Genomic DNA, 22,172 nt, shown 5'->3' with positions numbered 1-22,172 from the left:
TCAACGTGGCACCAGTCAATGGCCACTCTGTCGCATCCTCCCGCGAAACACGCGGCGGATGCGGCGGATATCGACGATCCAAAATTGCTCTCTTGTCGCATCAATCTTAGTCGAGGGTGCCTATGCGATGGCGGCGGGTCCACTTGCAAATAGCGTTCGCCGAGCATCTACCGGAACAGCACGGCGTCGCCAGAACAGACGTCATAAGCCAGACTCAAAGCTCGATGATGCCGCGCCGCGCCGCCACCGTGACGGCGTGAGTACGGTCCGCGACATCCAACTTGGAGAATATGCTCTTCAGATGCCCTTTGACGGTCTCTTCGGACAAGCCGAGCTCTGATGCCACCTGCTTGTTTGCCTTCCCGATCGATACGAGCCGGAGGACCGCGACCTCACGATCGGTCAATGCCTCGTCGATCACATGAAGCGCGATCTCGTCGGCAACGTCGCGGTGAACGTGGCGTTGGCCACGATGAACGTTGTGAATTGCATCAATCAACTCGGTTCGCAGACTACTCTTCAAGAGATACCCGACCGCGCCCGCCTTCAATGCACGAACCGCCTGGACATCTCCGGCGTAAGTAGTGAGCACGATGATTCGGGCATTGGGATGCTCGGAACGAATCGCAGTGATCGCATCGACGCCATTCATGCCCGGCATCTGCAAATCCATGAGCGTCACATCCGGATGCAGTTCACGAAACCGATCGATGGCTTCGCTGCCATTGCGTGCCTCGCCGACCATCGTCATGTTGGTCTGATTCTCGAGAATCGCGGCAACGCCGTCGCGAAGCACGGGATGGTCATCGACAACCAGGACGCGAATCTTCGGTTCAGTCATCTGCCGGATTCCTCCGCATAAAGTGCCGCAACCAAGTTCGCCTGCGCGACATGCGCTTCGCAAACGCCAGCTCAGCCGGCAGGGTCAGTGTAATCTCGGAACCATCGTCGGGATCGCTGCTGATGGTCATGCTGCCGCCAATCCTTTCGGCGCGCTCGCGCATGCCGACCATGCCGAAATGGCCTTCCTTGTGGCCACGCAGCAGCACGCCATCGGGAATTCCAATGCCGTAGTCTCGCACGCGTATGGCCAGGTGCCGCGCCTCGAAGCCTACCGCCACCTCGGCGGAAGGCGCGTGTGCGTGGTAGGCGATATTGAGCAGTGCCTCACGCACGATCCTGGTAATTTCCGCAGCGACGAGCGGATGCAAGGGGCGCGACTTTCCCTCAACGACGATGCGAACCGGGATCGGTGGATCGAACGGCGTGGCTGCCACGAGCTGCTCGATAATTGCGCAAAGATCGTTTGTCCCCTCAGGGTAGCCGCGCAGGTCCTGAACGCGATTGCGGGCGTCCAGAACAACATCGTCGGCCGCCGCCAGTGCCGCCTCTAGCTGCTCTCGCGACCTCTCCTCGGCCGGAATCCGGTCCGCGACTGCCTGAAAACGGAGGATCAGGCCTTGAACGCCTTGCAGCAACGTATCGTGGAGCTCGCGCGCGATGCGTTCGCGCTCCTTGATTCGCTCCTCCAACCGGCTCCGGATGCGGTTTGCGATCTGCGCCATGCGCAACCGATACAAGAACCACAGGGAAACAACCACCAGGCCGGTGCACAGCAGCAGGAACCACACCGATTGAACGAAGGTAGGCGGAATCTCGAAATCGAGGGCAGCGCCAGTCCGGTTCCAAACGCCATCATTGTTGGCGGCGATTGCGCGAAACCTGTACTTGCCCGGTGGCAGGTTCGTATAAAACGCCTGCCGTCTCGTGCCGGGATCGACCCAATCCCGATCGAAGCCTTCGAGCATGTAGCGAGCCTGCACGCGACCCGGGTCTGCAAAACTCAGTACGGCGAAATCTATTTCTATATTGGCTGTCGCTGCGGGTAGCTTCAGTGTCGTCGGATCGCGGTATGCACGGCCATCGCCATTTATCGACTTGATTGCCAGGCTGGGAGGCAGTGCATTGCGCACAATGCGCGCGGGATCCATCCACAGCGTCCCGGTTTCGGTTGCAATCCATAATCGTCCATCGCCGCCGCGCACCATGGAGCGTTGCGAATGCGAATGAGGACGACTCATCAACCCATCGCCCCGGCCGAGCGATAGAGTGGGCGCAGAAAATGCCTTTTCACTGAAGGCGCGTTCAAGATCTTGCGGCTGAATTAGCACCAGCGATTTTGGATAGGCAAGCCACGTGTCGCCTTCCGGAGTCCGCACCACCCCGTTGATGCGGCTGCCAAGGGACACTTCAGAGGCCCATATGGTATCGACGCGTCCCGCGCGAAATCGCGACAAACCGAAGGCGCCGGCGGCAAATACATAGTCGCCTGCAGAGTGGAGAGTGAGCACCTTGAGTTCACTTTCCCCAAAATCGAGACGTGTGAACGTCCTCCCGGAATCCTCCAACCAAACCAATCTGTCTCCCGATTGGACGACCACACCCCCTCGTGGTGTTCGGACCATCGTGGTTGGATAGAAATCGGCTTGATCACCTGACGACAGAACCGCCTCCCAACTTCCGTGCCGGTATCGGTGTACGCCGCCTCTGGCCGCGGATATCCAATAGTCGCCATGCGCGTCAAAGGCGCAGTCATAAATTACGTTGTGGCGAGCGCTCCTGTCGGGGCGTTCGATCGTCTGGCGGACGCGGCCGTTTGCCCAGACGATGATCTGCGTCGGGAGGCCAATCCAGATGGCGCCATCTGGCGCCTCGCAGAGGCTCTGCGGCTCCGCGACAGTGCGCAAGAACAGCTTCGGCGCCATACCGGGTCTAGCCCGATAGATTGTCCGCGCTTGCCCGATATAGACGCTTCCATCGGACGCATCCAGAAGCTTGTCGCCATAGGCGGCTGGGGACCCAAGCGCGGGTTCGGCGATCAGCGTAGCGGGCCGGAATTTATCCAGCCCTCCTTCAGTGCCGATCCAGATGTTTCCCTCCCGGTCTTCCATTACTTGGCTGGTGACATCCGAGGACAGCCCATCGCGGCTGGTGAAGGATTCCGCTCCGGCGCCGCCACCGTCGGGAGAGTCGCTCGGCATCGCGAGACGTTTTACGCCGTCGTAGCGGGTCGCGATCCAGAGGTTTCCCTCGCGATCGAACAGCGGCGCGCCCCGGATCTCTTCGTCGCCGGTGCGATAGGGTGCGTTCAATGGCGGCGGTGATCCACGCCCGCCGGGTCCCGTGATGGGATAGCTTCCATGTGGCTCAGAGAGCCACACCCGGCCGGCCGAATCCTGCGACAACCTGGCACGAGGCGTTTGCCGATAGATCTCGAATCGCTCGGCGCCCGGTGATAAACGAGCGACCCCCGTGCTGCACGCGATCCAGAGCGCGCCATCGGCCGCCACAAGCATGTTTGAGGAATTGCTTTTCGGAAGGCCATCCGCCGCGTTGAACGTTCGCCAGCGTCCATTATGAAAACGGAGCACCTCTGCATCGTAGTTGGCTGTCAACGCCCATATCGCACCATCCGCGCCTTCCACCATTGCAGCGATCCGACTTGGAGCCGCTGGTGCATCCAGGATGCGGAGTGCACCGTGGCGATAGATGGCGAAGCGGCGTGATGTCTCGAAGTTGGTCCAGACATCGCCACTCTTCGTCACCAATAATGCACTCGGTAAATCGTGTTTTTTACCGTTATTTTCAGGTTCTATCAGCTGAAACCTGAGCCCGTCGAATCGGTGCAGCCCCTCCCCCGTCGCAAGCCAGAGGAAACCGTCTCGTCCTTGCGCCATCGCCACCACCGGCACCGGGGCTTCGCTCCCCTCGATCCAACGTTGGTGTGAGTAGTGGGTAAGGCGGCGAGGCTCCTCCGCAGATGTCGCCAAAGGCAGAACCGCCAAGACGGTAAACAGGAGGATTCTGAGTAGCCACACCGTCGCTTTCACCCGTTTCTTGGCTTCGGCCAACCAGCCGCTTGTCGTGGGCCGTTATAGCCCTAGTTTGTCCGCCTGAACCCGAACATCCTACCCCTCCATCGAGGTGCTGCGACATCCCCCCGTTCGGGGCTTAGCGAAGGAACGACAGGGCGATATCGTCGGCGGATGATTAAATACGTATACCGCTACCCTGATGGTACCGTCGGGTTCGCTTTGTTGCTTATTCGCATGTGCTACGCGTTTGTCGCCTTTGGGACCGCCGCGGCGTTGTCGGCAATTTCCATAAGCACCCACCTCTTTTATCTGGCCGCGGGGCTGATTGCTTTGCTCTTGGTGGTTGGATTCGCGACGCGATTGGCTGCCTTGCTTCTCGGCGTCGCGGTTTTCGCTGCTCTGACCATCTCCAGTCCGATCCAGCAGATGCTTCTTGCGGGTCACGTCGGCGGCTGCGCCGCCATCATGCTGATGGGAGCCGGTGCCTTCTCAATCGATGCTCGCCGCCACGGCCGCCGCGTCATTCAACTCCAAGCCAACACTCCTGATCGAGGCACCCCGGATCGAGGGGCCGGTGACTGACCTGTCTTGGGCTGCCGCCTATGCGGTGTTGCTGGCAGGCTCAATCGACCGCGTTGAAGGCACGAGGGCACCATGTCAATCATCTCGCCATCCAAAGACTCGTTTGAGCATCGCGATCCGCTGACCTCCAGTCTATCGGCGAGTTATGCGGGGGTAGTCGCCTTCATCGCAGTCGCCAATGAGGGCAGTTTCTCCCGGGCCGCCGACCGGCTGGGGGTCGGCCGCTCGGCAGTCAGCCGGAGTGTGCAGAAGTTGGAGGGGCAACTTGGCGCGCGCCTCTTCCTGCGGACAACACGCAGCACTACGATCACCCACGAAGGTGAATTGTTCTACGAGAACTGTCGTCCCGGTGTCGAGCGCATCCTGCAAGCCATGGAAGAAATGCGCGATCTGCGCGAGGGTCCGCCACAAGGGCAGCTGAAGATCAGTGCCACCCATGGGTTCGGTCGCAAGGTGGTCGCGCCGCTACTGGCTGAATTCCGGGCGCATTTTCCGACACTGGCGCTGGAACTGCTGCTGGAGGAGCGTGCGGTTGATCTGGTAACCGACCGCGTCGATGTCGCCTTCCGCGATGGTCGCCTGGAAGACAGCCAGGTCATCGCCAAGCAACTGATCCCCATGCGGATGCTGGTTTGCGCATCACCCGATTACGTTCGGCGGAACGGTGTGCCGGCGTCCGTCGACGATCTGGCCGCACACGCCTGCATCAACCAACGCCTGGCAAATGGTCGCCTGCAGTCCTGGGACTTCAAAGTCGATGGTCATCCACGCAGTATTACTCCGAGTGCAGACATTACGCTCAGCGATCCCTCGCTGGTGATGCAGGCGGTGCTCGATGGCCACGGACTGGCCCAGCTGGCTGGGTACCAGGTCTGCGAGGCACTGCGCGCCGGCACGTTGGTAGCATGCCTTGGCCACGTCACGCCTGATGATCGTGGGCACTATCTGTGCTACCTGAGCCGCCAGCAGTTACCCAAGCGGATCCGGGTGTTCGTCGACTTCATGACCACCCGGATACGCTCCCTGGATCTTGACTGTCTCGGTGAATCGAGCGAACGACGCCAATCTGCCCCGATCCCGGCGCCAGCCACCAAGGTTGGCATCGCGGCATGAACTGAGGGTATCGGTGCGCGGTGGACAACACCGTGCGGCCCGATACAGACCTACCGCCGTCGGCGCGCAATGCCTAGCATCAAAGGCCTGCCAGCGACCCAGCGGGATGCGTCTCTTGGCTTCGAGGCAGGTCATCGGCTCGATCGGGATCCGGCGGTAGATCATCCCTATTCCCACCACGGCATAAGGAACAATCATGGCATCTCCCATCTCCACAGCTCAGTTGGAAGTGGCAGTAAAACCGCCTCTCCTGTCGTCAGCTCTGGCGTTATGCGCGCGCATCCTGATCGCCACCATCTTTGTACTTTCGGGTATGTCGAAGCTGGCAGACCCGAGTGGAACCATCAGTTATATTGCGTCCGTCGGGCTACCTCTTCCAACATCTGGCTTCATCCTGGCAGTTTTTGTGGAGATTTTTGGCGGAGCGGCGCTGATTCTGGGTTACCGCACCCGATGGATCGCTTCGGTACTCGCAATCTTCTCCGTTGCAGCAGCCGTTGCGTTCCACAACCAGTTCGGTGATCAGAACCAGTTCACCCACTTTCTGAAAAACCTGGCAATCGCTGGCGGTCTCCTACAGGTCACCGCTTTCGGTCCAGGTAATTTCAGTTTGGATGGCCGACGTTAGAACGGCGATTCGTCGGCTGAATGATATGACTATCTGTTCGTCGATCGATTGAATCCGCAATCGAAAGCTGCCCTTCCCTACCCTCGACAATGGCCGCTAATCGCCCCTCCCCACGGGGTGACTCTTCGGCCGCGAACCAACGTGCTGCTTCCGAACGCATCGTTCGCATGCAGGTCATCGAAGCGCGTGTCCGTTCGGCTATGCCATGTAGCCTCTTCAAGGCTTGAGGCTGCCGCAGTCCTAAATTTCCTGTCGGCGGCACGCGGCGACTAGCTCATTGAAGGGGTCGTTATTCTGTGCGACCCGCTCCTCAACGGTTCCGAACATGACGACCGCGGCCGTTGGGCGCGCGAGATCCGGCAACGGGCCGAGCAAAGGGTCGAGCATGATCACTGCTCGCGGCAGGTCCGGATATTCGGTGCCCAGGCGCATCACCGTCGCCGCCCCATCGAATGGCCTATCAGGATCGGCTTCGTGGGCTTCATGGTCTGCATGAATCCAACGACATCTTTGATGAGGGTGTCGCCAGTGCTGGAGTCTGTGAAGGGATCCAACAACCCATCAGCGCCAGCGGCGATTTCGAAATCGTCGGAACCGCCGATGTGCCGGCGGAAGCCGGCGCTGCTTCGACACTCGTCCGCGTGAAGCGCGCCTCGCCTCAGGGTCTAATCGAGGCATCAAGCGGCGGCCTTACTCCAGGAGCTTCAGGTGAACACGTGGGGACAGGCAGTGATGCGGATGCTGGAATTGGGCAGGTAACCAGCGGTTGCACGACGTCGATAGGCAGTACGTAACCGAGCTTATCGCCGATCTTGCAGTATCCACACGCCGAAAGACGATGAAACTGTGCGCGAGTTACTGTTGGTGCGGTGCCGCATTCAAAAACGATATAGCTCATTAAGAACAATTCATTGGTGCAACATGGTGCGCCTGCGTAGGGTCGCCTCGAAGTTGCTCTATTGCCGCTTGGCGGTACGACGGAGCAGCCGGCAACACTAAGCCCTGTAACGCCAGTGATGGCGTTGCGGATTAGCAAGAATCGTGTTGGTCGAAATTGGGAGGATTCATGTCGAATCGCAAACCTTTCGCTTCAGTTCGCTCGCTCCGCGCCAGATTCATTGGAAAAATGTCGATGTTGTGCGCAACCGCGCTCCTGTTTGCAGGACCCGCATTTGCACAGCTTCCACCCGCTCAGCAAGTCGCAGACCAGATCCGGATCGGCTGGAATGTGGGTAACACCATGGAAGCCATCTGTGGCGAGACTGCCTGGGGCAATCCCGCCGTCACGCAACAACTCATCAACTCCGTGAAAGCTGCCGGCTTCAATGCCATCCGTATTCCGGCGGCCTGGGACTGTCATGCCAACCAACAGACACAGACCATCGACTCCACCTGGATGGCGCGCGTCAAACAGGTGGTGGACTACGCGTACAGCCAGGACATGTATGTGGTCCTGAACATCCATTGGGATGGTGGCTGGCTCGAGGAGCATCCGCTTTACTCGCATCAGGTCGCGAATAATCAGAAGCAGCGCAACTATTGGACCCAAATCGCCAACACGTTCCGCAACTACAATGAGCGCGTGCTGTTCGCCGGCACCAACGAAGTCCGCGCCAACTACGGGACGCCGACCACCGAGCACAACACCGTCCAACAGTCCTACAACCAGACCTTCGTCGAAGCCGTGCGTGCCACCGGCGGCAACAATGCGTCGCGCACGCTCATCGTACAGACGTACAACACGAACATTCAGCACGGCCTCAACTTCTTCAATATGCCGTCGGACTCGATCGCCAACCGGCTCATGGTCGAGGTCCATTTCTATGATCCGTACAACTACACGCTGGATCCGGCCGGGAGCTGTTTGTATTGGGGCTCGCCCTATCCGCCGCAAAGCGACTGTTCCTGGGCCCAGGAAAGCTATGTCGACAGTCTCTTCTCGCAGGTCCGCACCCGGTGGGTGAACAACGGCATTCCGGTGATCATCGGTGAATACGGCGTCGAGCTTCGCTCTGGCATGAACCGGCAGTCGCGCGAGTATTATCTGGAATACATCAACCGTGCTGCCCGCCTCAATGGCATCAAGACCTTTTACTGGGACAACGGGACATCCGGCTTTGCATTGTTCAACCGTTCCAATGGCTCGATCGTTGATGCCGGTGCCGTCAACGCGATCAAGCGAGGGGCCGATTCCGGCCAGATCATTGCAAACGGCACGTACCGGGTGATTTCCCGGCACAGCGGCAAGGCGCTCGACGTCAGCGGCGGCAATACTGCCGAGGGTGCGAACGTCATCCAGTGGACGTATGGCGGCGGCAACAACCAACGCTGGACGTTCGCTCACCTGGGAAACAACACCTATAGGATCACCGGCGTTCAAAGCGGAAAGGCTTTGCAAGTAGCCAGTACATCGACAACCAATGGAACCAACGTGGATATCCGCACCTACACCGGCGCCAATAATCAACGTTGGGTAGTCTCGGCGACCAGCGGGGGTTTCTATCGGCTGTCACCCGCCAGCAGCACCGGCTCCGCGCTGGATGTCTCGGGCGTCTCGTCGGCCGATGGCGCAAACGTCCAGCAGTGGAGCTGGGTGAATGGCAACAATCAACAGTGGGCGATTCAAGTTCCCTGACCGCTCTTGCGAACGCTGGATCTGTGGATGACAGAGGCGGTCACAGCTAGCGCTATGACCGCCTTTTTGCTGGTCTGCTTTCAGGCGTAGGTAGTGGCGGACGACGTCCTGATTTGTGATGAATGAGAGGAAGAGGATGAAGTCGCTCTCGAGTTTTGTACTTGCCTGTGTATTCCAGTCGCTGCCCGCACAGGCCAAGGAAGCCATACTCTTCGACGGGAAGGAAGTCGCCTCCATTATTCATCAGGACCACCGCACCGCCGAGCTGGGGCCATTTGTTGGCACGTGAGCTTCAGGCACTGACTGGTCGCAATACACTAATCAGTATTTTGCTGGACGAGTGTTCTTGTTGGCTTAGGGAACCTCTGAATAATTGTCGTCGTCCCCGCGAAGGCGGGGATCCAGCGACTTAAGCCATTGAAAGCAAAGACACTGGGTTCCCGCGTTCGCGGGAATGACGAGCAAAAGCCGAATTGTTCAGACCTTCCTTAGGTTAGTTGAACTGCGGCCACCATTTGCCAAACATTGCACATTGCAGTGCGCATGCCTGAAGGTTGCTGACCTTCCCTACCCTCGATAACGGCCGCTGATTGCGCTGCATCGTAGGATTCGCGAACTGAGTCAACACGTGGATAGCTTCGCGATCAGTTCGCCGAGCTGTTCAAAACGTCTCGTTTATCGCTTCCCGTGCGCCAGTGCCGGACGCGTCGAGCGCTTCCTTTGTGGGATACAGCTCGCTCATGACGAGCAGCGTCTTGCCGTCGCGCTCTTCGCACGTCAAGAGTAGGTATTTTCCTTGCCAAAACTGATTCATCAATCGAACGATCATTACGAAATTGATATAGCGCCACGTCAAATTGCGATCGCTCCTCGCGGGCTTTGACAGGGGTTTGGCGATATTCTCAAAACCACTCTGGGTGAACGCCCGCAACAGCTATTGAAGGTCACACCTACGATGAGCCTCGTCAACTTGCTGCATCGCATCGCGCTCTGCTGGGCAGCCTTTGCCTGTGGTGCCGCGTCGGCCGCCGAACCATCGCCCGGCGCCAATCCTGTGTTGCGTGATCGCTTCACCGCCGACCCCGCGCCGCTGGTCGTGGGCGACACGGTCTACCTCTACGTCGGCCGTGACGAGGCCAAGGGCGACGACTTCTTCCTCATGAAGGAATGGCTTAGCTATTCGTCCAAGGACCTGCGCCACTGGACCGCCCACGGCACCTTCATGAAGCCGACCGACTTCAAGTGGGCGGTGGGCGACGCCTGGGCCGCGCAGGTGGTGCAGCGCAATGGCCGCTTCTACTTCTACGCCACCGTGCAGCACGACGACACGCAGCCCGGCAAGGCCATCGGCGTCGCCGTGGCCGACAATCCGCTGGGCCCGTTCAAGGATGCGCGCGGCTCGGCGTTGGTCACCGATGCCACGACGCCTAGCCCCTACGGTTGGAACGACATCGACCCCACCGTGTTCATCGACGACGACGGCACTGCCTGGATGGCCTGGGGCAACCCGGTGCTCTACCTGGCCCGGCTCAAGCCGAACATGACCGAGCTGGACGGGCCCATCGAGAAGATCGCGCTGCCCAACTACACCGAGGGGCCGTGGCTGTCCAAGCGCAACGGCATGTACTACATGACGTACGCATCCATGGCGCACCAGAACGTATGGGAGCACCTGTCCTATGCCACTGCGCCCAGCCTGCGCGGGCCCTGGACTTACCAGGGCCTGCTGACCGGCCGGACGAAAAATAGCTACACCATCCACGCGGGCGTCATCGACGACTTCAAGGGCCAGTCCTACCTGGTCTATCACACCGGCGAGCTGACCCTGCCCGACGGCCAGACCGGCGCCGGCAATCGCCGCTCCGTCACGATGGAGTACCTCTACTACGACGCCGATGGCCTCACGTGGCCCGTCGCGCAGACCGAGGCCGGCATCAGCACACCGCCCAAGCCGCCCGCAGGCAAGGTGCCCGCGCCGGCGGACCCGGGCCGCTCCGACACCCGCGTGGCCGTCCAGCAGTTCGCCCAGGGCTATCCCGAAAGCTGGCCGGGCCACCCGGCGCTGGCCTCGGTCGCCCGGCCTTTCGACCAGGCCCCCGAGCCCGTGGGCTTCAACCGCGACGGCGGCGCCACCCGCCTGGTGCAGACCTTCGTGCCGCCCGCCGACATCGCACTGGGCCGGCTCAGCTTGTACGCCGGCGACGGCCACGGCACGGACGCCGCGCACCCGCTGCGGCTGTCGCTGCGCGACGTGGAGGCCGGCACCGAACTGCTCGGCACCGGCGAGGGGCTCGCCATCGCCTACCGGCCGCAAGGGGCCGGCCTGCTGAGCTTCGACTTCAGCGCTCATCCGCCCATCGTGCTGCAGGCCGGGCGCCGCTACGCGCTGGCGCTTCATGGCCAGAAGGAGGCGCTGACGATCAATCTGCGCGCCAGCCGCGGCGACGTCTATGCCGACGGCGAGGCCAGCCTCGACGACCGGCCGCTGAAGGACAAGGAGGGCCGCCCCGCGGACTTCGCGTTTGCGCTTTACGCGCTCCAAGCACGCGATGCCGTGACTCGCAATGATTAACTCCGGAGACAAACACTTGGACCAGAACCCTGACAGCCTGAGCCGCGCTTCCGCCGCCTCTCCTGCCCGTCTCATGAACCGTCCGATTTTATTTCCGATTTTATTTCTGATCGTCCTCGTCCTCGCGGCCATCGCGCCTCAGTCCGTTCCGACGGCACACGCGGCAGAGGCGGCTCCTGCCCACAATCCGATTATCTGGGCCGACGTTCCTGACATCGCCATCATCCGGGTAGGCAAGACCTACTACATGAGCAGCACGACGATGCACATGAGCCCGGGCCTGCCGATCATGAAGTCGACGGACCTGGTCAACTGGCGTATGGCCTCCTACGCCTATGAAACCCTTGCCGACAACGAAGCCCTCCGCCTGGAAAACGGCAAGAACGCCTACGGTGCCGGCTCCTGGGCCAGCAGCCTGCGTTACCACGACGGCGTGTTCCATGCCTCGACGTTCTCCGCCACCAGCGGACGCACCCACGTCTACACCACCCGCGATCCGGATCGCGGCCCGTGGAAAGAAACCAGCTTCGAGCCGGTGCTGCATGACCACAGCCTGTTCTTCGACGACGACGGTCGCGTCTACATGGTTTACGGGGGCGGCCGCATCATGCTCACCGAGCTGAAACCCGACCTCTCCGGAATCAAACCCGGCGGCGTGAACAAGGTCCTCATCGAAAACGTCAACACCCTCTTCGGCGCCGACCTGGGCGGGCTCAATGGCGAGGGCTCGCAGCTTTCCAAGATCAACGGCCGCTACTACCTCTTCAACATCGCCTCGCCCGGAAGCCGCTGGGCGCGCACCGTCATCGTTCACCGCGCTGACGCAATCGACGGTCCCTACGAGGGTCGCATCGCGCTCGATGATCGCGGTATCGCTCAGGGCGGTCTCATCGATACCCCGGATGGCAAATGGTACGCCTATCTTTTCAAGGACAACGGCGCCGTCGGTCGCATCCCTTACCTCGTGCCCGTGACGTGGAAGGACGGCTGGCCCGTGCTCGGCAAAGACGGCAAGGTGCCCATGACGCTCGACATCCCCGCCGGCGAACAGGGTGTCTCCGGCGCCTCCGGCATCGTTGCCTCCGACGAATTCGACCGCCAGCCCGGCGACCCTGCCCTGCCCCTCGCCTGGCAATGGAATCACAATCCCGAGCCTGGTTACTGGTCGTTCGCCAAGCGCCCGGGCTACCTGAGCTTGGTCACCAACCGGATCGTTTCCACTCTGCCGGAAGCGCGGAATACCCTCACCCAGCGCACCTTTGGCCCTAGCAGTTCCGCCACCACCAGCATCGACGTGAGCGGCATGAAAGACGGCGACTGGGCCGGCTTGGCCGCTTTTCAGAAACGCTATGGTTTTGTAGGCGTAAAGATGAGCAACGGCGCGAGATCTCTCGTCATGGTGAGCGCCGACTCCGACCATCCCGAGGAAATCGCCTCCATTCCCCTCTCTGGCGACACCGTTCACCTCAAGGTCGAAAGCGAATTTGAGCCCGCGCCCGAAGTCGCCAGCTTCTCCTACAGCCTCGACGGCAAATCCTGGACTCCCATCGGTCGTCCCTCGAAACTTACCTACTCCTTCCCCCACTTCATGGGTTATCGCTTCGCCCTGTTCTTTTATTCGACCAAGACCGCTGGCGGCCGTGTGGACTTTGACTACTACCGGATCGGGCAAAGCGGCGCCTCCCGCTGACTTCGCCAGCGCCGGAGGGCCCGAGAAACATCAACACCGTGATTGTGGTGCTTGAAGTTCCTTACGGCAGCAGGAAGCGCAAGCCAACACCCGGTTCCGTGGCGATCCAGCGCGGCGCCGCTGCCTCGTCGCCGAGCTTTTGCCGCAACTTGGCGACAAGGATGCGTAGGTAATGCGTGTCCTCCTGGTGCGTCGGGCCCCATATCTCGCGCAGCAGTTGCGGTTGCGTGACCACTCGCCCCGCATGCTGGACCAGGAACGCGAGCAACGCATACTCCTTGCGCGACAGCGTCACGGGTTCTCCCGCAAGGCTGACCTCGCGCAGCGACAAGTCGACGCGAAGGTGCCCGTCGTCGAAAACGGGGGGTGCTTCACCGGACATGGCATGCGAGCGGAGTGCGGCGCGGATGCGTGCCATCAACTCCTGCACGCCAAACGGCTTGGTTACGTAATCGTTGGCACCCGCATCGAGCGCGGCCACTTTTTCCGCTTCGCTCGAACGTACCGTCAGCATGATGACCGGCACCTGCGACCACTGCCGCAGCTCCTTCAATACCGCCAGTCCGTCGCGGTCCGGCAAGCCCATGTCGAGGACGAGCACATCCGCGCCGCGCAAAGCCAATGCATCCAGGCCTGCTTGGCCGGTGTCGGCAAGATCGACCACGTAGCCTTGGGCGCGCAGGCTGATCTCCAGGAATTTCCGGATCTGCGGTTCGTCATCGATCACCAGCACGCGTGCAGGTGGCACGGAAGCGCTTTCGATGCGCTTGTCGGTCATGAGAGCTTGGCGGGAAGCGGTTCCATGCGCGGTAGCGTAATCCGGATCGTAGTTCCGGTGCCAGACCGACCTGGCAGCGCTTCAACGCTGCCTCCATGCGCTCCGATCATGCCCTGCGTGATAGCTAGTCCAAGGCCGGTGCCCATACGGCCGCGATCGCCACGCTCGACGCTGAAGAACATATCGAAGATGCGCTTGCGCTCCTCTTCCGGAATGCCTGGGCCGCGATCCTCAACGTCGATGCGCAACTGGCCGTCGTCCTGGTCACGCGCATGAATCACCAGCGCTTCACCCGTGGGAGAAAATTTCGCGGCATTCTCAATGACGTTGAACAGCGCTTGCTCGACCAGCGCCGGATGGACCCAAATGGGCCGAAGGTTCTCAGCGATATTCAGCTCAACGCGCGCTTCCGGCTGGTAACGCTGCAAACGGCCAACCGCCGATCCGAGCAACTCGTCAACACCGATCCAATCTCGGTTGAGTGTCAATCCACCGTGCCCCAACCGAGTCATATCGAGCAAATTCTGGATATAGCGATCGAGTCGCTGGCCCTCGAGCCGGATCGTTTCCAGAAGGCTATGACGGTCCTCTCGGCTCATCTGTTCGCCATAATTATCGAGACTGCCGGCGGACCCTATGATTGAGGCGAGTGGTGAACGCAGATCATGCGATACCGAAGACAACAAGGCAGAACGCAAGCGTTCGGTTTCTCCGGTGACGCGAGCATTTTCCAAGTCCGCCACTAGGCGCGTTCGCATGATGGCTTGCGCGATGTCATCAGCCATGGCCTCCGCCAATCGCCGCTGTTCCACGCCAACGCGTTGCGTGTTGGCGGCGAACCGCATTCCGATCACACCGGGCGTGGCGCCATCCACCGTCAATGGCAGGAACCACCAATCGGAGTTGGCCAGCGTATTGGTGAACCGGCCAGCGGCCTGGCGATTCTTGCGTGCCCAGTCAGCAGCCGCACGATCCCTGTCGTGCATCATCGGCGCGTCGCCCTGATCAAAAGGTTCGTCGCCTAGCTGCACTACGGTCTCGACGCCGAAAGCGCGCTTCAATGCCATACGACCGGCGTTAATGACCTGTCCCAAGTCCGCGGCGCTGGCCAGCTGTCGCCCCAGGGTTTGCAAAGCGGTGGCGTGGGCGTTGGCCGCGCGTAACGCAACCACTTGCGCGCGCAGCTTGGATGCCAAACGTCCCGCGACCAATGCTGCCGCCAAAAACAGCAGCACGGTCACGACGCCCTGGCGCGCACCGATGAGGAACGTGTAACGCGGCTCGATAAAAAAGAAATTGTAGGCAAAGAAGCACAACGTAGCCGCGATCACTGCGGCCGTCATCCGTGTTCGGGATGCCACCACCACCACCGCGACGATGAAGATGGTCGACAGGTCGTCCAATCCCACCCAGCGCTCGGCCAGCCAGCCCGCCGCAATCGCCAATGCCGCGGCAACGATGGCAAGTACGAGGTCGTTCCGCGTCAGCAGTCCGCGCACATCGAGCAGCGAACGCCGCGCCTTGGCCCGTGCCTCGGGCGTACTGACAATGGTGAGTTCGTAGTGAGCTCCACGCTGCAGCAGCTGCTGAGTAAGCGTACGGTTGAACATGCGCGCGAACGGGCGCTCACGGGTGCGCCCAAGCACGATGGTGGATGCCCCGCTGCGTGCGGCGTGATCCAGCAAAGCGTCGGCAACGCTAGGGCCGTGCAGAACTTCGGTATCGCCACCCAGACGGCGAGCCAGCGAAAATGCACGATCGAGTTCAAGCTGCTGTGCATCGTCGGTTGTCCCACCCGTCTGGACCGTCACCACGGTCCAGGGTGCATCACGGCGTTCGGCCAGCCTGCGGGAAATACGGACCAGGTATTCCGATTGTCCTCGCCCGTCGATGGCTACCACCACGCGGCGGCGCAGTGCCATCCCGGGTAGGCCACGTGCCGCCTGCGATTCGCGCAGGTCGCTGTCGACGCGGTCAGCGGCGGTCTGCATGGCCAGTTCGCGCAATGCTGCCAGGTTGGACGGCGAGAAGAAGGCCTGCAGTGCATGCGCCGCCTGCTCGGGCACATAGACCTTTCCTTGCTGAAGGCGTTCGATCAATTCGCGCGGTGGAAGGTCGACGAGAATGATGTCGCGCAGACGGTCGAATATCACGTCTGGCACTGTCTCGCTGACACGCACGCCGGTGATGCGGTGCACGACATCGTTGAGACTTTCCAGGTGCTGGATGTTGACGGTGGTGTAGACATCGATACCCGCGTCCAGCAGTTCGATCACGTCCTGCCAGCGCCGGTCATGGCGGCTGCCGGGCACATTGCGATGTGCTAGCTCGTCGATCAGCGCCACCGCGGGTTTGCGCACGAGCAATGCGTCGAGATCGAACTCTTCCAGTTTGTGACCTTGATACTCGACCTTCTTGCGCGGCACCACCTCCAGGCCTTCCAGCAGTGCCTGCGTTTCGGCACGGCCGTGGGTTTCAGCAATACCGACGACAACATCCATGCCTCGCCGTTGCAGTTCACGCGCCCGCCCAAGCATGGCGTAGGTCTTGCCCACGCCGGGCGCGGCGCCGAGAAAGATCGTCAGCCGGCCGGCGTCCTGCCGCCGCAACTCGTCGATAAGCGCATCGGCTTGCACGCTGCGTGGATCAATCATGGGCAATGTGAGGAGTGAGGAGTGAGGAGTGAGGAGGCTTCTCGCTTTTGTCCCCTTTGTAAAGGGGGTTACGGGGGATTTGCTCTTGCTCTTAAGAAAAACAGAAGCAGGAGCAAATTCCCCTCAATCCCCCTTGACCAGCCATTCGGCTGTTGAGAAGCGCTGGCAAAGGGGGAGGCAAAGCAAAAGCTCTTGCCGATCACCGCTTTTAAACGACATTACTCGGCTTGGCCCAGTGCATCCAGCGCCAGGTTCAAGCGCAGCACATTGATACGTGGCTGTCCCAGCACGCCGAATTGGGGCAGTTCGGTATGCGCCTGGACCATGCCGGCGACCACCGACGGCGCCAGCCCGCGTGCGCGGGCGACGCGGGCGATTTGTATTTGTACGGCACGTGGCGATAGATGCGGATCCATCCCGCCGCCTGATTGCGTCACCAGCTCGCTGGGTACATCCGCAGGTGCAACGCCTTCACGCGCAGCCACCGCAATAATGGCCGCGTTGATACGTTTGCGAAGCTCCGGATTGCTGCGCGCCTGATTGCTGCCAGCGGCCGCCATCGGGTCGTAGTTGGCCGCGGAAGGCCGAGCCTGGAAGTAGCGATCGTCGTTGAACGGTTGCGCGACCAGTTCCGAGTCGCGCGCTTGGCCGTCCAGTACGACCAAGCTGCCGGTCGCCTGTCGTGGAAACAGGAGGCGGCCCAGGGCAGTGCCGACCAGCGAATACAGCAGGCCGAATCCAAGCAGCACCAGCACAGCCAAAAATAATGGAGCACGCAGCGAGGTGCGGTCGTCGATAGTGGACGTGGTCATTTCAAGCTCCCGCTGCAACCAGCAGCAAGTCGATCAGTTTGATGGCGATGAACGGTAGCAGCATGCCGCCGAGACCGTAGATCAGCATGTTCCGGCGCAGTAATGACACCGCACTGGCCGGCTTGAAACGCACGCCTTTCAGCGCCAGCGGGATCAAGGCCGGAATGATCAGCGCATTGAAGATCAGCGCGGCAAGCACTGCGTTGGTCGGACTGGAAAGCCGCATCACGTTGAGCGCGGCCATCGAAGGAATCGCGGCGGCAAACAGCGCCGGCAGGATAGCGAAGTACTTCGATACGTCGTTCGCCAGCGAGAAGGTGGTCAATGCGCCACGGGTGATCAGCTGCTGCTTGCCGACTTCCACCACCGCCAGCAACTTGGCCGGATCAGAATCGAGATCGACCATGTTGCCGGCTTCCTTGGCCGCCTGGGTGCCTGAGTTCATCGCTAGTCCGATGTCGGCCTGCGCCAATGCCGGTGCATCGTTGGTGCCATCCCCCACCATGGCGATCAGGTGCCCGCCCGCCTGTTCGGCGCGAATGCGGGCGAGCTTGTCCTCTGGCCTGGCTTCGGCGATGTAATCATCGACGCCGGCCTCGGCGGCGATCGCCGCTGCCGTGAGTGGATTGTCACCGGTAATCATCACCGTCTTGATGCCCATCTCGCGCATCCGTGCGAAGCGTTCCTTGACGCCCTGTTTCACTACGTCTGATAGTTCCACCACACCCAGCACATGCTTGCCATCGCTGACTACCAGGGGCGTTGCGCCGCCCCGGGCTACTTGTTCGATGCGAGCGGTCAGTTCCGCGGGCACTTGTCCACCCAATTGACGTACATGAGCGGCAATCGCATCGCCCGCGCCTTTCCTGATGGCGCGTACCGGCTGGCCTTGCTCGCCCGTGAGATCGACGCCGGACATGCGCGTTTGCGCGGTGAACTGGATGTAGTGCGCGCGCTCGGGTTCGGCGACCGCACTGTGCCGTTCGCGCGCCAGCTTGACGATCGACTTGCCTTCCGGCGTCGGGTCCGCCAGCGACGCAAGCAAGGCGGCATCGCGCAGGATTTCGCTGTCGATGCCGGCCAACGGATGGAACGCGGTAGCCTGACGATCGCCATAGGTGATGGTGCCGGTCTTATCCAGTAGCAGCACATCGATATCGCCGGCGATTTCGACCGCCTTGCCGGACTTGGCCAGTACATTGGCTTGTAGTGCGCGATTCATTCCAGCGATGCCTATGGCGGGCAGAAGGCCTCCGATGGTGGTGGGAATCAGGCACACCAGCAGTGCGATCAACAGCAAGGGGTCCAGTCGGGCACCGACAAAGCTGGCGAGGAAGGGCAAGGTCGCGACCACCACCAGGAAGGTCAACGTCATCGCGGCCAGCAGCATCGTCAATGCGATTTCATTCGGAGTCTTCTGCCGGTTGGCGCCTTCGACGAGTGCGATCATCCGATCTAGGAAGCTGCCGCCGGGTTCCGCGCTTATCTGCACAATGACTTCGTCGGACAGTACCTTGGTGCCGCCGATGACGCCGCTGCGATCGGTTCCCGCTTCACGTAGTACGGGTGCAGATTCGCCGGTGACGGCCGCTTCGTTGATTGTTGCCAGGCCACGGATGATTTCACCGTCGGCAGGAATGAACTCGCCTTCGGACACGATGACACGATCGCCCGGACGCAGTTGCGAAGCGGGAACGCGGCTTTCCTGGTCACGGCCATCGAGCTTGCGGGCCGTCAGGTCCCGCCGTGCTGCGCGGAGCGATGCCGCCTGGCCGCGACCTCGCGCTTCGGCTACGGCCTCAGCGAAGTTGGCGAACAATACGGTGACAAACAGAATCAACGTCACGCTGATGCCGAACCCGATGTTGACGGGTGTCGTAGCGGCAATCAGCGCAGACAGCACGGTGCCGCCCAGTACGACCGCCATGACAGGACTGCGGATCGCCTGTCGCGGTGACAGCTTACGGAACGATTCGGCCAGCGCGGCGCGGAAACCCGCGGCGTCCAGTCCGGCTGCGGCATGGCGACGAGCGGCGCCAAGATGTTGGGTGGTATCGGTCACAGTCATTACCTCAGAAGCCCGGTACAGTGCCGGCCAGCGACAGGTGTTCCGCTATCGGGCCAAGGACCAGGGCGGGCATGAATTGCAGAACGGTCAGAACCACGATGATCGCGACTAGGGTCAGCGCAAACGTGGGCGACTCGACGTGCAGCGTGCCGGCGCCTTCGGGTGCGACGCGCTTGCGCGCCATCATTCCCGCGATTGCCAGCGGCACGATCAGGGCGGGATAACGACCCAATGCGAGAACCAGGGCGCACGTAAGATTCCACCAATACGTCGCATCACCCAGGCCCTCAAAGCCCGAGCCATTGTTGGCGAATGCCGAGGTGTACTCGTAGAAGACCTGGCTGATGCCATGGAAACCTGGATTCGAGTTGCCTGTGAACTGCGGCAGCGCCAGCGTCAGTGCCGTGAAACCGAGCAGGACAATAGGCTGCAGCAGGATCAACAACGCCAGTAGCCTGACTTCCGGTGCTTCGATCTTGCGGCCGAAAAGCTCCGGCGTGCGCCCGGTCATCAGACCGGACAAGAACACCGCCAGTAACAGGTAAACTAGAAATTGCGACAAGCCGCAACCAATACCGCCCCAGATCGCGTTGATCAGCATATTGGTGATAGCGACGCCGCCGGTCAGCGGGGCCAGCGAATCGTGCATTGAGTTGACCGACCCGTTGCTGGTTTGCGTAGTGAGCGTCGCCCACAATGCCGAGGCATCGGCGCCGAAACGTACCTCCTTGCCTTCCATAAGCGCCGGATCGGTTGCGGTCGGTGAATATCCTTCCGACCACACGGCAGCACCGGTGGAAATTACCGACATCAGCAATATGCTGCCGAAGACCAGCCCGGTGAGCCGGCGCCTGCGAGTGAACCCGCCGACCATGAACGTGATCGATATGGGGATCAGAATGATGGCCAACGTTTCCATCAGGTTGGAGAGCGGCGTCGGGTTCTCCAGCGCGACCGAGCTGTTGGGGCCGTACCAGCCGCCGCCATTAGTGCCGAGCTGCTTGACCGCCACCATCGGTGCCACCGGACCGAGCGGGATCTTTTGTTCCTTCATTTCGACGGAAGCATCGATCGGCGCAACGGTTGGTCCGCCCTGCAGCGTTGCCGGCACGCCTTGCGAGACCAGCAGAAGCGTCCATAACAGGCATAACGGAAGCATGAAGCGCAGCGTCGCTCGGGTCAGATCGACCCAGTAGTTGCCGAGATCGCGTGGGGCATCCTCGCGTATGGCCGGGTTTCCCCTGATGTCATTGGCCGATCCATGGACATCGACAACAGGCAAAGACGCATCGGCGGTGTCCGCCTTCGAAACCTCCGCGGCCGCCATGGCTTCGCGACCACCAAACAACCCGCGCAAGGTCGCTACCACCAGCGCGAGACCCATCATCGGCGTGATCACCTGCAATCCCACAATGGCGACCATCTGCGACAGATAGCTCAGCTGTGCTTGTCCCGAGTAATGCTGCTGATTGGTGTTCGTGAGAAACGACACCATCGTGTGCAACGCGGTATCCAAGCGCATGTTGGGAATGCCATCAGGGTTCAATGGCAACCAGAATTGGGTTACCAGCAGCACCCATACCGCAACCCCAAGCACCAAATTGCTTAGCACAAAGGCCTTGGCGTAGCCTTTCCAGCTCATCCCACGCTGCGGATCGGTGCCCAGCACACGATAGATCAAGCGCTCGGCCGGCCCGAATACGCGATCAAGCGCGGAGCGCTCGCCGCGCATCACGTGCGCCAGGTAGTGGCCTAGCGGCCATCCAAGGCCAATCGCCAATGCAAATACCAGGAAGATCTCGATCATCGTCGTTCAACCAGTGTGAGAATTGAGGCAGGCGCTTACGCAGCCGCTGAATAGCGTGGTGTGCCGCCGCGCGAAGCTCAGAAATCTTCAGGGCGCAAGACCACGTACAGCAAGTAGGCGGCGGCAATCACCACTGCGATACCGCACACCAGAAAAAGCCAACCAGGCATTGTCGTATTCCCTTGGAGGGTCAATGAAACGAGGCATATGAATCGGCAACGGCACGACGCTTCTGCCACGGCGGGAATTTTGATCCAGCGCCCGTAAAGCCTCTATTGCACGACGATGCTGGCGTCGTAAATTCTGTGTAAAGCTTCAACCTCTGGCCCAGCAGCGCAACAGAGTTTACGAGGAATTTACGCGCCTGGAGCCGATTGCGCCTTCCGCTTTTATGGTGTTCCTCCGAACACTGAACACTCCGCGACAAGCATCGCGCGTCCTTGGGCGTGGTCGCCATATGCATTGCCCGTCAAAACCGACATGAATACCGCGACCGAGCACTCCACCCCTGCCGAATCTCCTTCAGATCATGCCGGCATCGTGCCCAAGGCGCTGCTGCACAACCTCAAGCACAACAAGGTGCTGCACGAACACAACATGCTGTTGACGGTGGAAACCAAGGCCGTGCCGGTCGTGTCCGCGGATTCGCGACTCACCATCGATACCATTGCCGCGGACTTTTACCGCGCCACGATCCGCTATGGTTTCATGGAAACACCCGATATCCCGCTGGCCGTGATGCGCTCCATCGATTGCGCCGGCATCTGTTTCGATCCTATGGATACGACGTATTTCGCCAGCCGGGAAACCATTGTCGCGAGCCGACATCGCGGCATGCCTATCTGGCGCGACAAACTGTTTGGTTTCATGCATCGGAACGCGGCACCGGCAACGGACTTCTTCCGTATCCCAACGACGCGACTGGTCGAACTGGGCGCGCCTATTGAGATCTAAGATC

At 60.9% G+C, this 22,172-nt stretch carries 17 protein-coding genes and 1 pseudogene; 8 read left to right on the top strand and 10 right to left on the bottom strand.

What is annotated here, in order from left to right:
- Window positions 1–214 precede the first annotated feature (214 nt).
- Window positions 215–841: a response regulator gene (locus tag AB6O04_RS14395; protein WP_368564745.1), complete on the bottom strand. Its 627-nt coding sequence runs from the start codon at window positions 839–841 to the stop codon at window positions 215–217.
- Window positions 834–3,911 (bottom strand): two-component regulator propeller domain-containing protein, encoded by a 3,078-nt coding sequence (locus AB6O04_RS14390; protein WP_368564743.1) that lies wholly within the window; start codon window positions 3,909–3,911, stop codon window positions 834–836. The genes AB6O04_RS14395 and AB6O04_RS14390 overlap by 8 nt, the downstream gene beginning before the upstream one ends.
- A gap of 135 nt (window positions 3,912–4,046) precedes the next feature.
- On the opposite strand from AB6O04_RS14390, the gene AB6O04_RS14385 reads away from it, so the two are divergent.
- The 3 genes from AB6O04_RS14385 (at window position 4,047) to AB6O04_RS14375 (ending at window position 6,198) form a co-directional block, all read left to right on the top strand.
- Window positions 4,047–4,457, top strand: coding sequence for a hypothetical protein (locus AB6O04_RS14385; RefSeq protein WP_368564741.1), 411 nt, complete (start codon window positions 4,047–4,049; stop codon window positions 4,455–4,457).
- 72 nt (window positions 4,458–4,529) lie between these two features.
- Entirely contained in the window at window positions 4,530–5,570 is a 1,041-nt protein-coding gene (locus AB6O04_RS14380; protein ID WP_368564739.1) for a LysR family transcriptional regulator, read from the top strand.
- 196 nt (window positions 5,571–5,766) lie between these two features.
- The gene (locus AB6O04_RS14375; protein ID WP_368564738.1) at window positions 5,767–6,198 is read left to right on the top strand and encodes a DoxX family protein; all 432 of its coding nucleotides are present in this window, start codon (window positions 5,767–5,769) and stop codon (window positions 6,196–6,198) included.
- A 240-nt stretch (window positions 6,199–6,438) separates the two neighbouring features.
- Here AB6O04_RS14375 and AB6O04_RS14370 read toward each other — a convergent pair whose 3' ends face one another.
- Window positions 6,439–6,630, bottom strand: a complete 192-nt coding sequence (locus tag AB6O04_RS14370) for a hypothetical protein (RefSeq protein WP_368564737.1) — start codon at window positions 6,628–6,630, stop codon at window positions 6,439–6,441.
- 634 nt (window positions 6,631–7,264) lie between these two features.
- On the opposite strand from AB6O04_RS14370, the gene AB6O04_RS14365 reads away from it, so the two are divergent.
- Both AB6O04_RS14365 and AB6O04_RS14360 read left to right on the top strand, forming a co-directional pair.
- The gene (locus AB6O04_RS14365; protein WP_368564736.1) at window positions 7,265–8,833 is read left to right on the top strand and encodes a cellulase family glycosylhydrolase; all 1,569 of its coding nucleotides are present in this window, start codon (window positions 7,265–7,267) and stop codon (window positions 8,831–8,833) included.
- 136 nt (window positions 8,834–8,969) lie between these two features.
- On the top strand, window positions 8,970–9,122 hold the full coding sequence (locus tag AB6O04_RS14360; RefSeq protein ID WP_368564735.1) for a hypothetical protein: 153 nt from the start codon (window positions 8,970–8,972) through the stop codon (window positions 9,120–9,122).
- A 372-nt stretch (window positions 9,123–9,494) separates the two neighbouring features.
- On the opposite strand, the gene AB6O04_RS14355 is transcribed toward AB6O04_RS14360, so the two are convergent.
- A complete protein-coding gene (locus AB6O04_RS14355) occupies window positions 9,495–9,647 on the bottom strand; it encodes a hypothetical protein (RefSeq protein WP_368564734.1) in 153 nt (50 codons plus the stop codon).
- Between the two features lie 141 nt (window positions 9,648–9,788).
- On the opposite strand from AB6O04_RS14355, the gene AB6O04_RS14350 reads away from it, so the two are divergent.
- A complete protein-coding gene (locus tag AB6O04_RS14350) occupies window positions 9,789–11,405 on the top strand; it encodes a glycoside hydrolase family 43 protein (RefSeq protein ID WP_368564732.1) in 1,617 nt (538 codons plus the stop codon).
- Between the two features lie 16 nt (window positions 11,406–11,421).
- Window positions 11,422–13,095 (top strand): glycoside hydrolase 43 family protein, encoded by a 1,674-nt coding sequence (locus AB6O04_RS14345; protein ID WP_368564731.1) that lies wholly within the window; start codon window positions 11,422–11,424, stop codon window positions 13,093–13,095.
- Between the two features lie 61 nt (window positions 13,096–13,156).
- On the opposite strand, the gene AB6O04_RS14340 is transcribed toward AB6O04_RS14345, so the two are convergent.
- From AB6O04_RS14340 to AB6O04_RS14315, 6 genes are all read right to left on the bottom strand, one after another.
- Complete coding sequence (locus AB6O04_RS14340; protein ID WP_368564730.1) at window positions 13,157–13,873, bottom strand: response regulator; 717 nt, start codon at window positions 13,871–13,873, stop codon at window positions 13,157–13,159.
- Window positions 13,870–16,527 carry an ATP-binding protein gene (locus tag AB6O04_RS14335; RefSeq protein WP_368564729.1) on the bottom strand — a complete coding sequence of 886 codons (2,658 nt, stop codon included), beginning with the start codon at window positions 16,525–16,527 and terminating at the stop codon, window positions 13,870–13,872. The genes AB6O04_RS14340 and AB6O04_RS14335 overlap by 4 nt, the downstream gene beginning before the upstream one ends.
- 218 nt (window positions 16,528–16,745) lie before the next feature.
- Window positions 16,746–17,339, bottom strand: a complete 594-nt coding sequence (kdpC, locus tag AB6O04_RS14330) for a potassium-transporting ATPase subunit KdpC (RefSeq protein WP_368564728.1) — start codon at window positions 17,337–17,339, stop codon at window positions 16,746–16,748.
- A gap of 1 nt (window position 17,340) precedes the next feature.
- A complete protein-coding gene (gene kdpB, locus AB6O04_RS14325; RefSeq protein ID WP_368564727.1) occupies window positions 17,341–19,407 on the bottom strand; it encodes a potassium-transporting ATPase subunit KdpB in 2,067 nt (688 codons plus the stop codon).
- 4 nt (window positions 19,408–19,411) lie between these two features.
- Complete coding sequence (gene kdpA, locus AB6O04_RS14320) at window positions 19,412–21,214, bottom strand: potassium-transporting ATPase subunit KdpA (RefSeq protein ID WP_368564726.1); 1,803 nt, start codon at window positions 21,212–21,214, stop codon at window positions 19,412–19,414.
- 77 nt (window positions 21,215–21,291) lie between these two features.
- Window positions 21,292–21,384: a potassium-transporting ATPase subunit F gene (locus tag AB6O04_RS14315; RefSeq protein ID WP_368564725.1), complete on the bottom strand. Its 93-nt coding sequence runs from the start codon at window positions 21,382–21,384 to the stop codon at window positions 21,292–21,294.
- Between the two features lie 367 nt (window positions 21,385–21,751).
- Between AB6O04_RS14315 and AB6O04_RS14310 the strand changes: the two are divergent.
- Window positions 21,752–22,168, top strand: a pseudogene (locus AB6O04_RS14310) (KUP/HAK/KT family potassium transporter); the annotation flags it as partial.
- Window positions 22,169–22,172 lie beyond the last annotated feature (4 nt).

It is taken from the genome of Pseudoxanthomonas sp. UTMC 1351 (assembly GCF_040948865.1).
Classification (GTDB): domain Bacteria; phylum Pseudomonadota; class Gammaproteobacteria; order Xanthomonadales; family Xanthomonadaceae; genus Pseudoxanthomonas_A.
This window is presented reverse-complemented; position numbering and strand designations above follow the sequence as displayed.

Coding starts and splice junctions, on each gene's coding strand:
- AB6O04_RS14360 (WP_368564735.1), top strand. CDS start 8,970: ATGAAGTCGCTCTCGAGTTTTGTACTTGCCTGTGTATTCCAGTCGCTG.
- AB6O04_RS14385 (WP_368564741.1), top strand. CDS start 4,047: ATGATTAAATACGTATACCGCTACCCTGATGGTACCGTCGGGTTCGCT.
- AB6O04_RS14315 (WP_368564725.1), bottom strand. CDS start 21,384: ATGCCTGGTTGGCTTTTTCTGGTGTGCGGTATCGCAGTGGTGATTGCC.
- kdpC (WP_368564728.1), bottom strand. CDS start 17,339: ATGACCACGTCCACTATCGACGACCGCACCTCGCTGCGTGCTCCATTA.
- AB6O04_RS14375 (WP_368564738.1), top strand. CDS start 5,767: ATGGCATCTCCCATCTCCACAGCTCAGTTGGAAGTGGCAGTAAAACCG.
- AB6O04_RS14380 (WP_368564739.1), top strand. CDS start 4,530: ATGTCAATCATCTCGCCATCCAAAGACTCGTTTGAGCATCGCGATCCG.
- kdpA (WP_368564726.1), bottom strand. CDS start 21,214: ATGATCGAGATCTTCCTGGTATTTGCATTGGCGATTGGCCTTGGATGG.
- AB6O04_RS14395 (WP_368564745.1), bottom strand. CDS start 841: ATGACTGAACCGAAGATTCGCGTCCTGGTTGTCGATGACCATCCCGTG.
- AB6O04_RS14350 (WP_368564732.1), top strand. CDS start 9,789: ATGAGCCTCGTCAACTTGCTGCATCGCATCGCGCTCTGCTGGGCAGCC.
- AB6O04_RS14335 (WP_368564729.1), bottom strand. CDS start 16,527: ATGATTGATCCACGCAGCGTGCAAGCCGATGCGCTTATCGACGAGTTG.
- AB6O04_RS14340 (WP_368564730.1), bottom strand. CDS start 13,873: ATGACCGACAAGCGCATCGAAAGCGCTTCCGTGCCACCTGCACGCGTG.
- kdpB (WP_368564727.1), bottom strand. CDS start 19,407: ATGACTGTGACCGATACCACCCAACATCTTGGCGCCGCTCGTCGCCAT.
- AB6O04_RS14370 (WP_368564737.1), bottom strand. CDS start 6,630: ATGCGCCTGGGCACCGAATATCCGGACCTGCCGCGAGCAGTGATCATG.
- AB6O04_RS14355 (WP_368564734.1), bottom strand. CDS start 9,647: ATGAATCAGTTTTGGCAAGGAAAATACCTACTCTTGACGTGCGAAGAG.
- AB6O04_RS14365 (WP_368564736.1), top strand. CDS start 7,265: ATGTCGAATCGCAAACCTTTCGCTTCAGTTCGCTCGCTCCGCGCCAGA.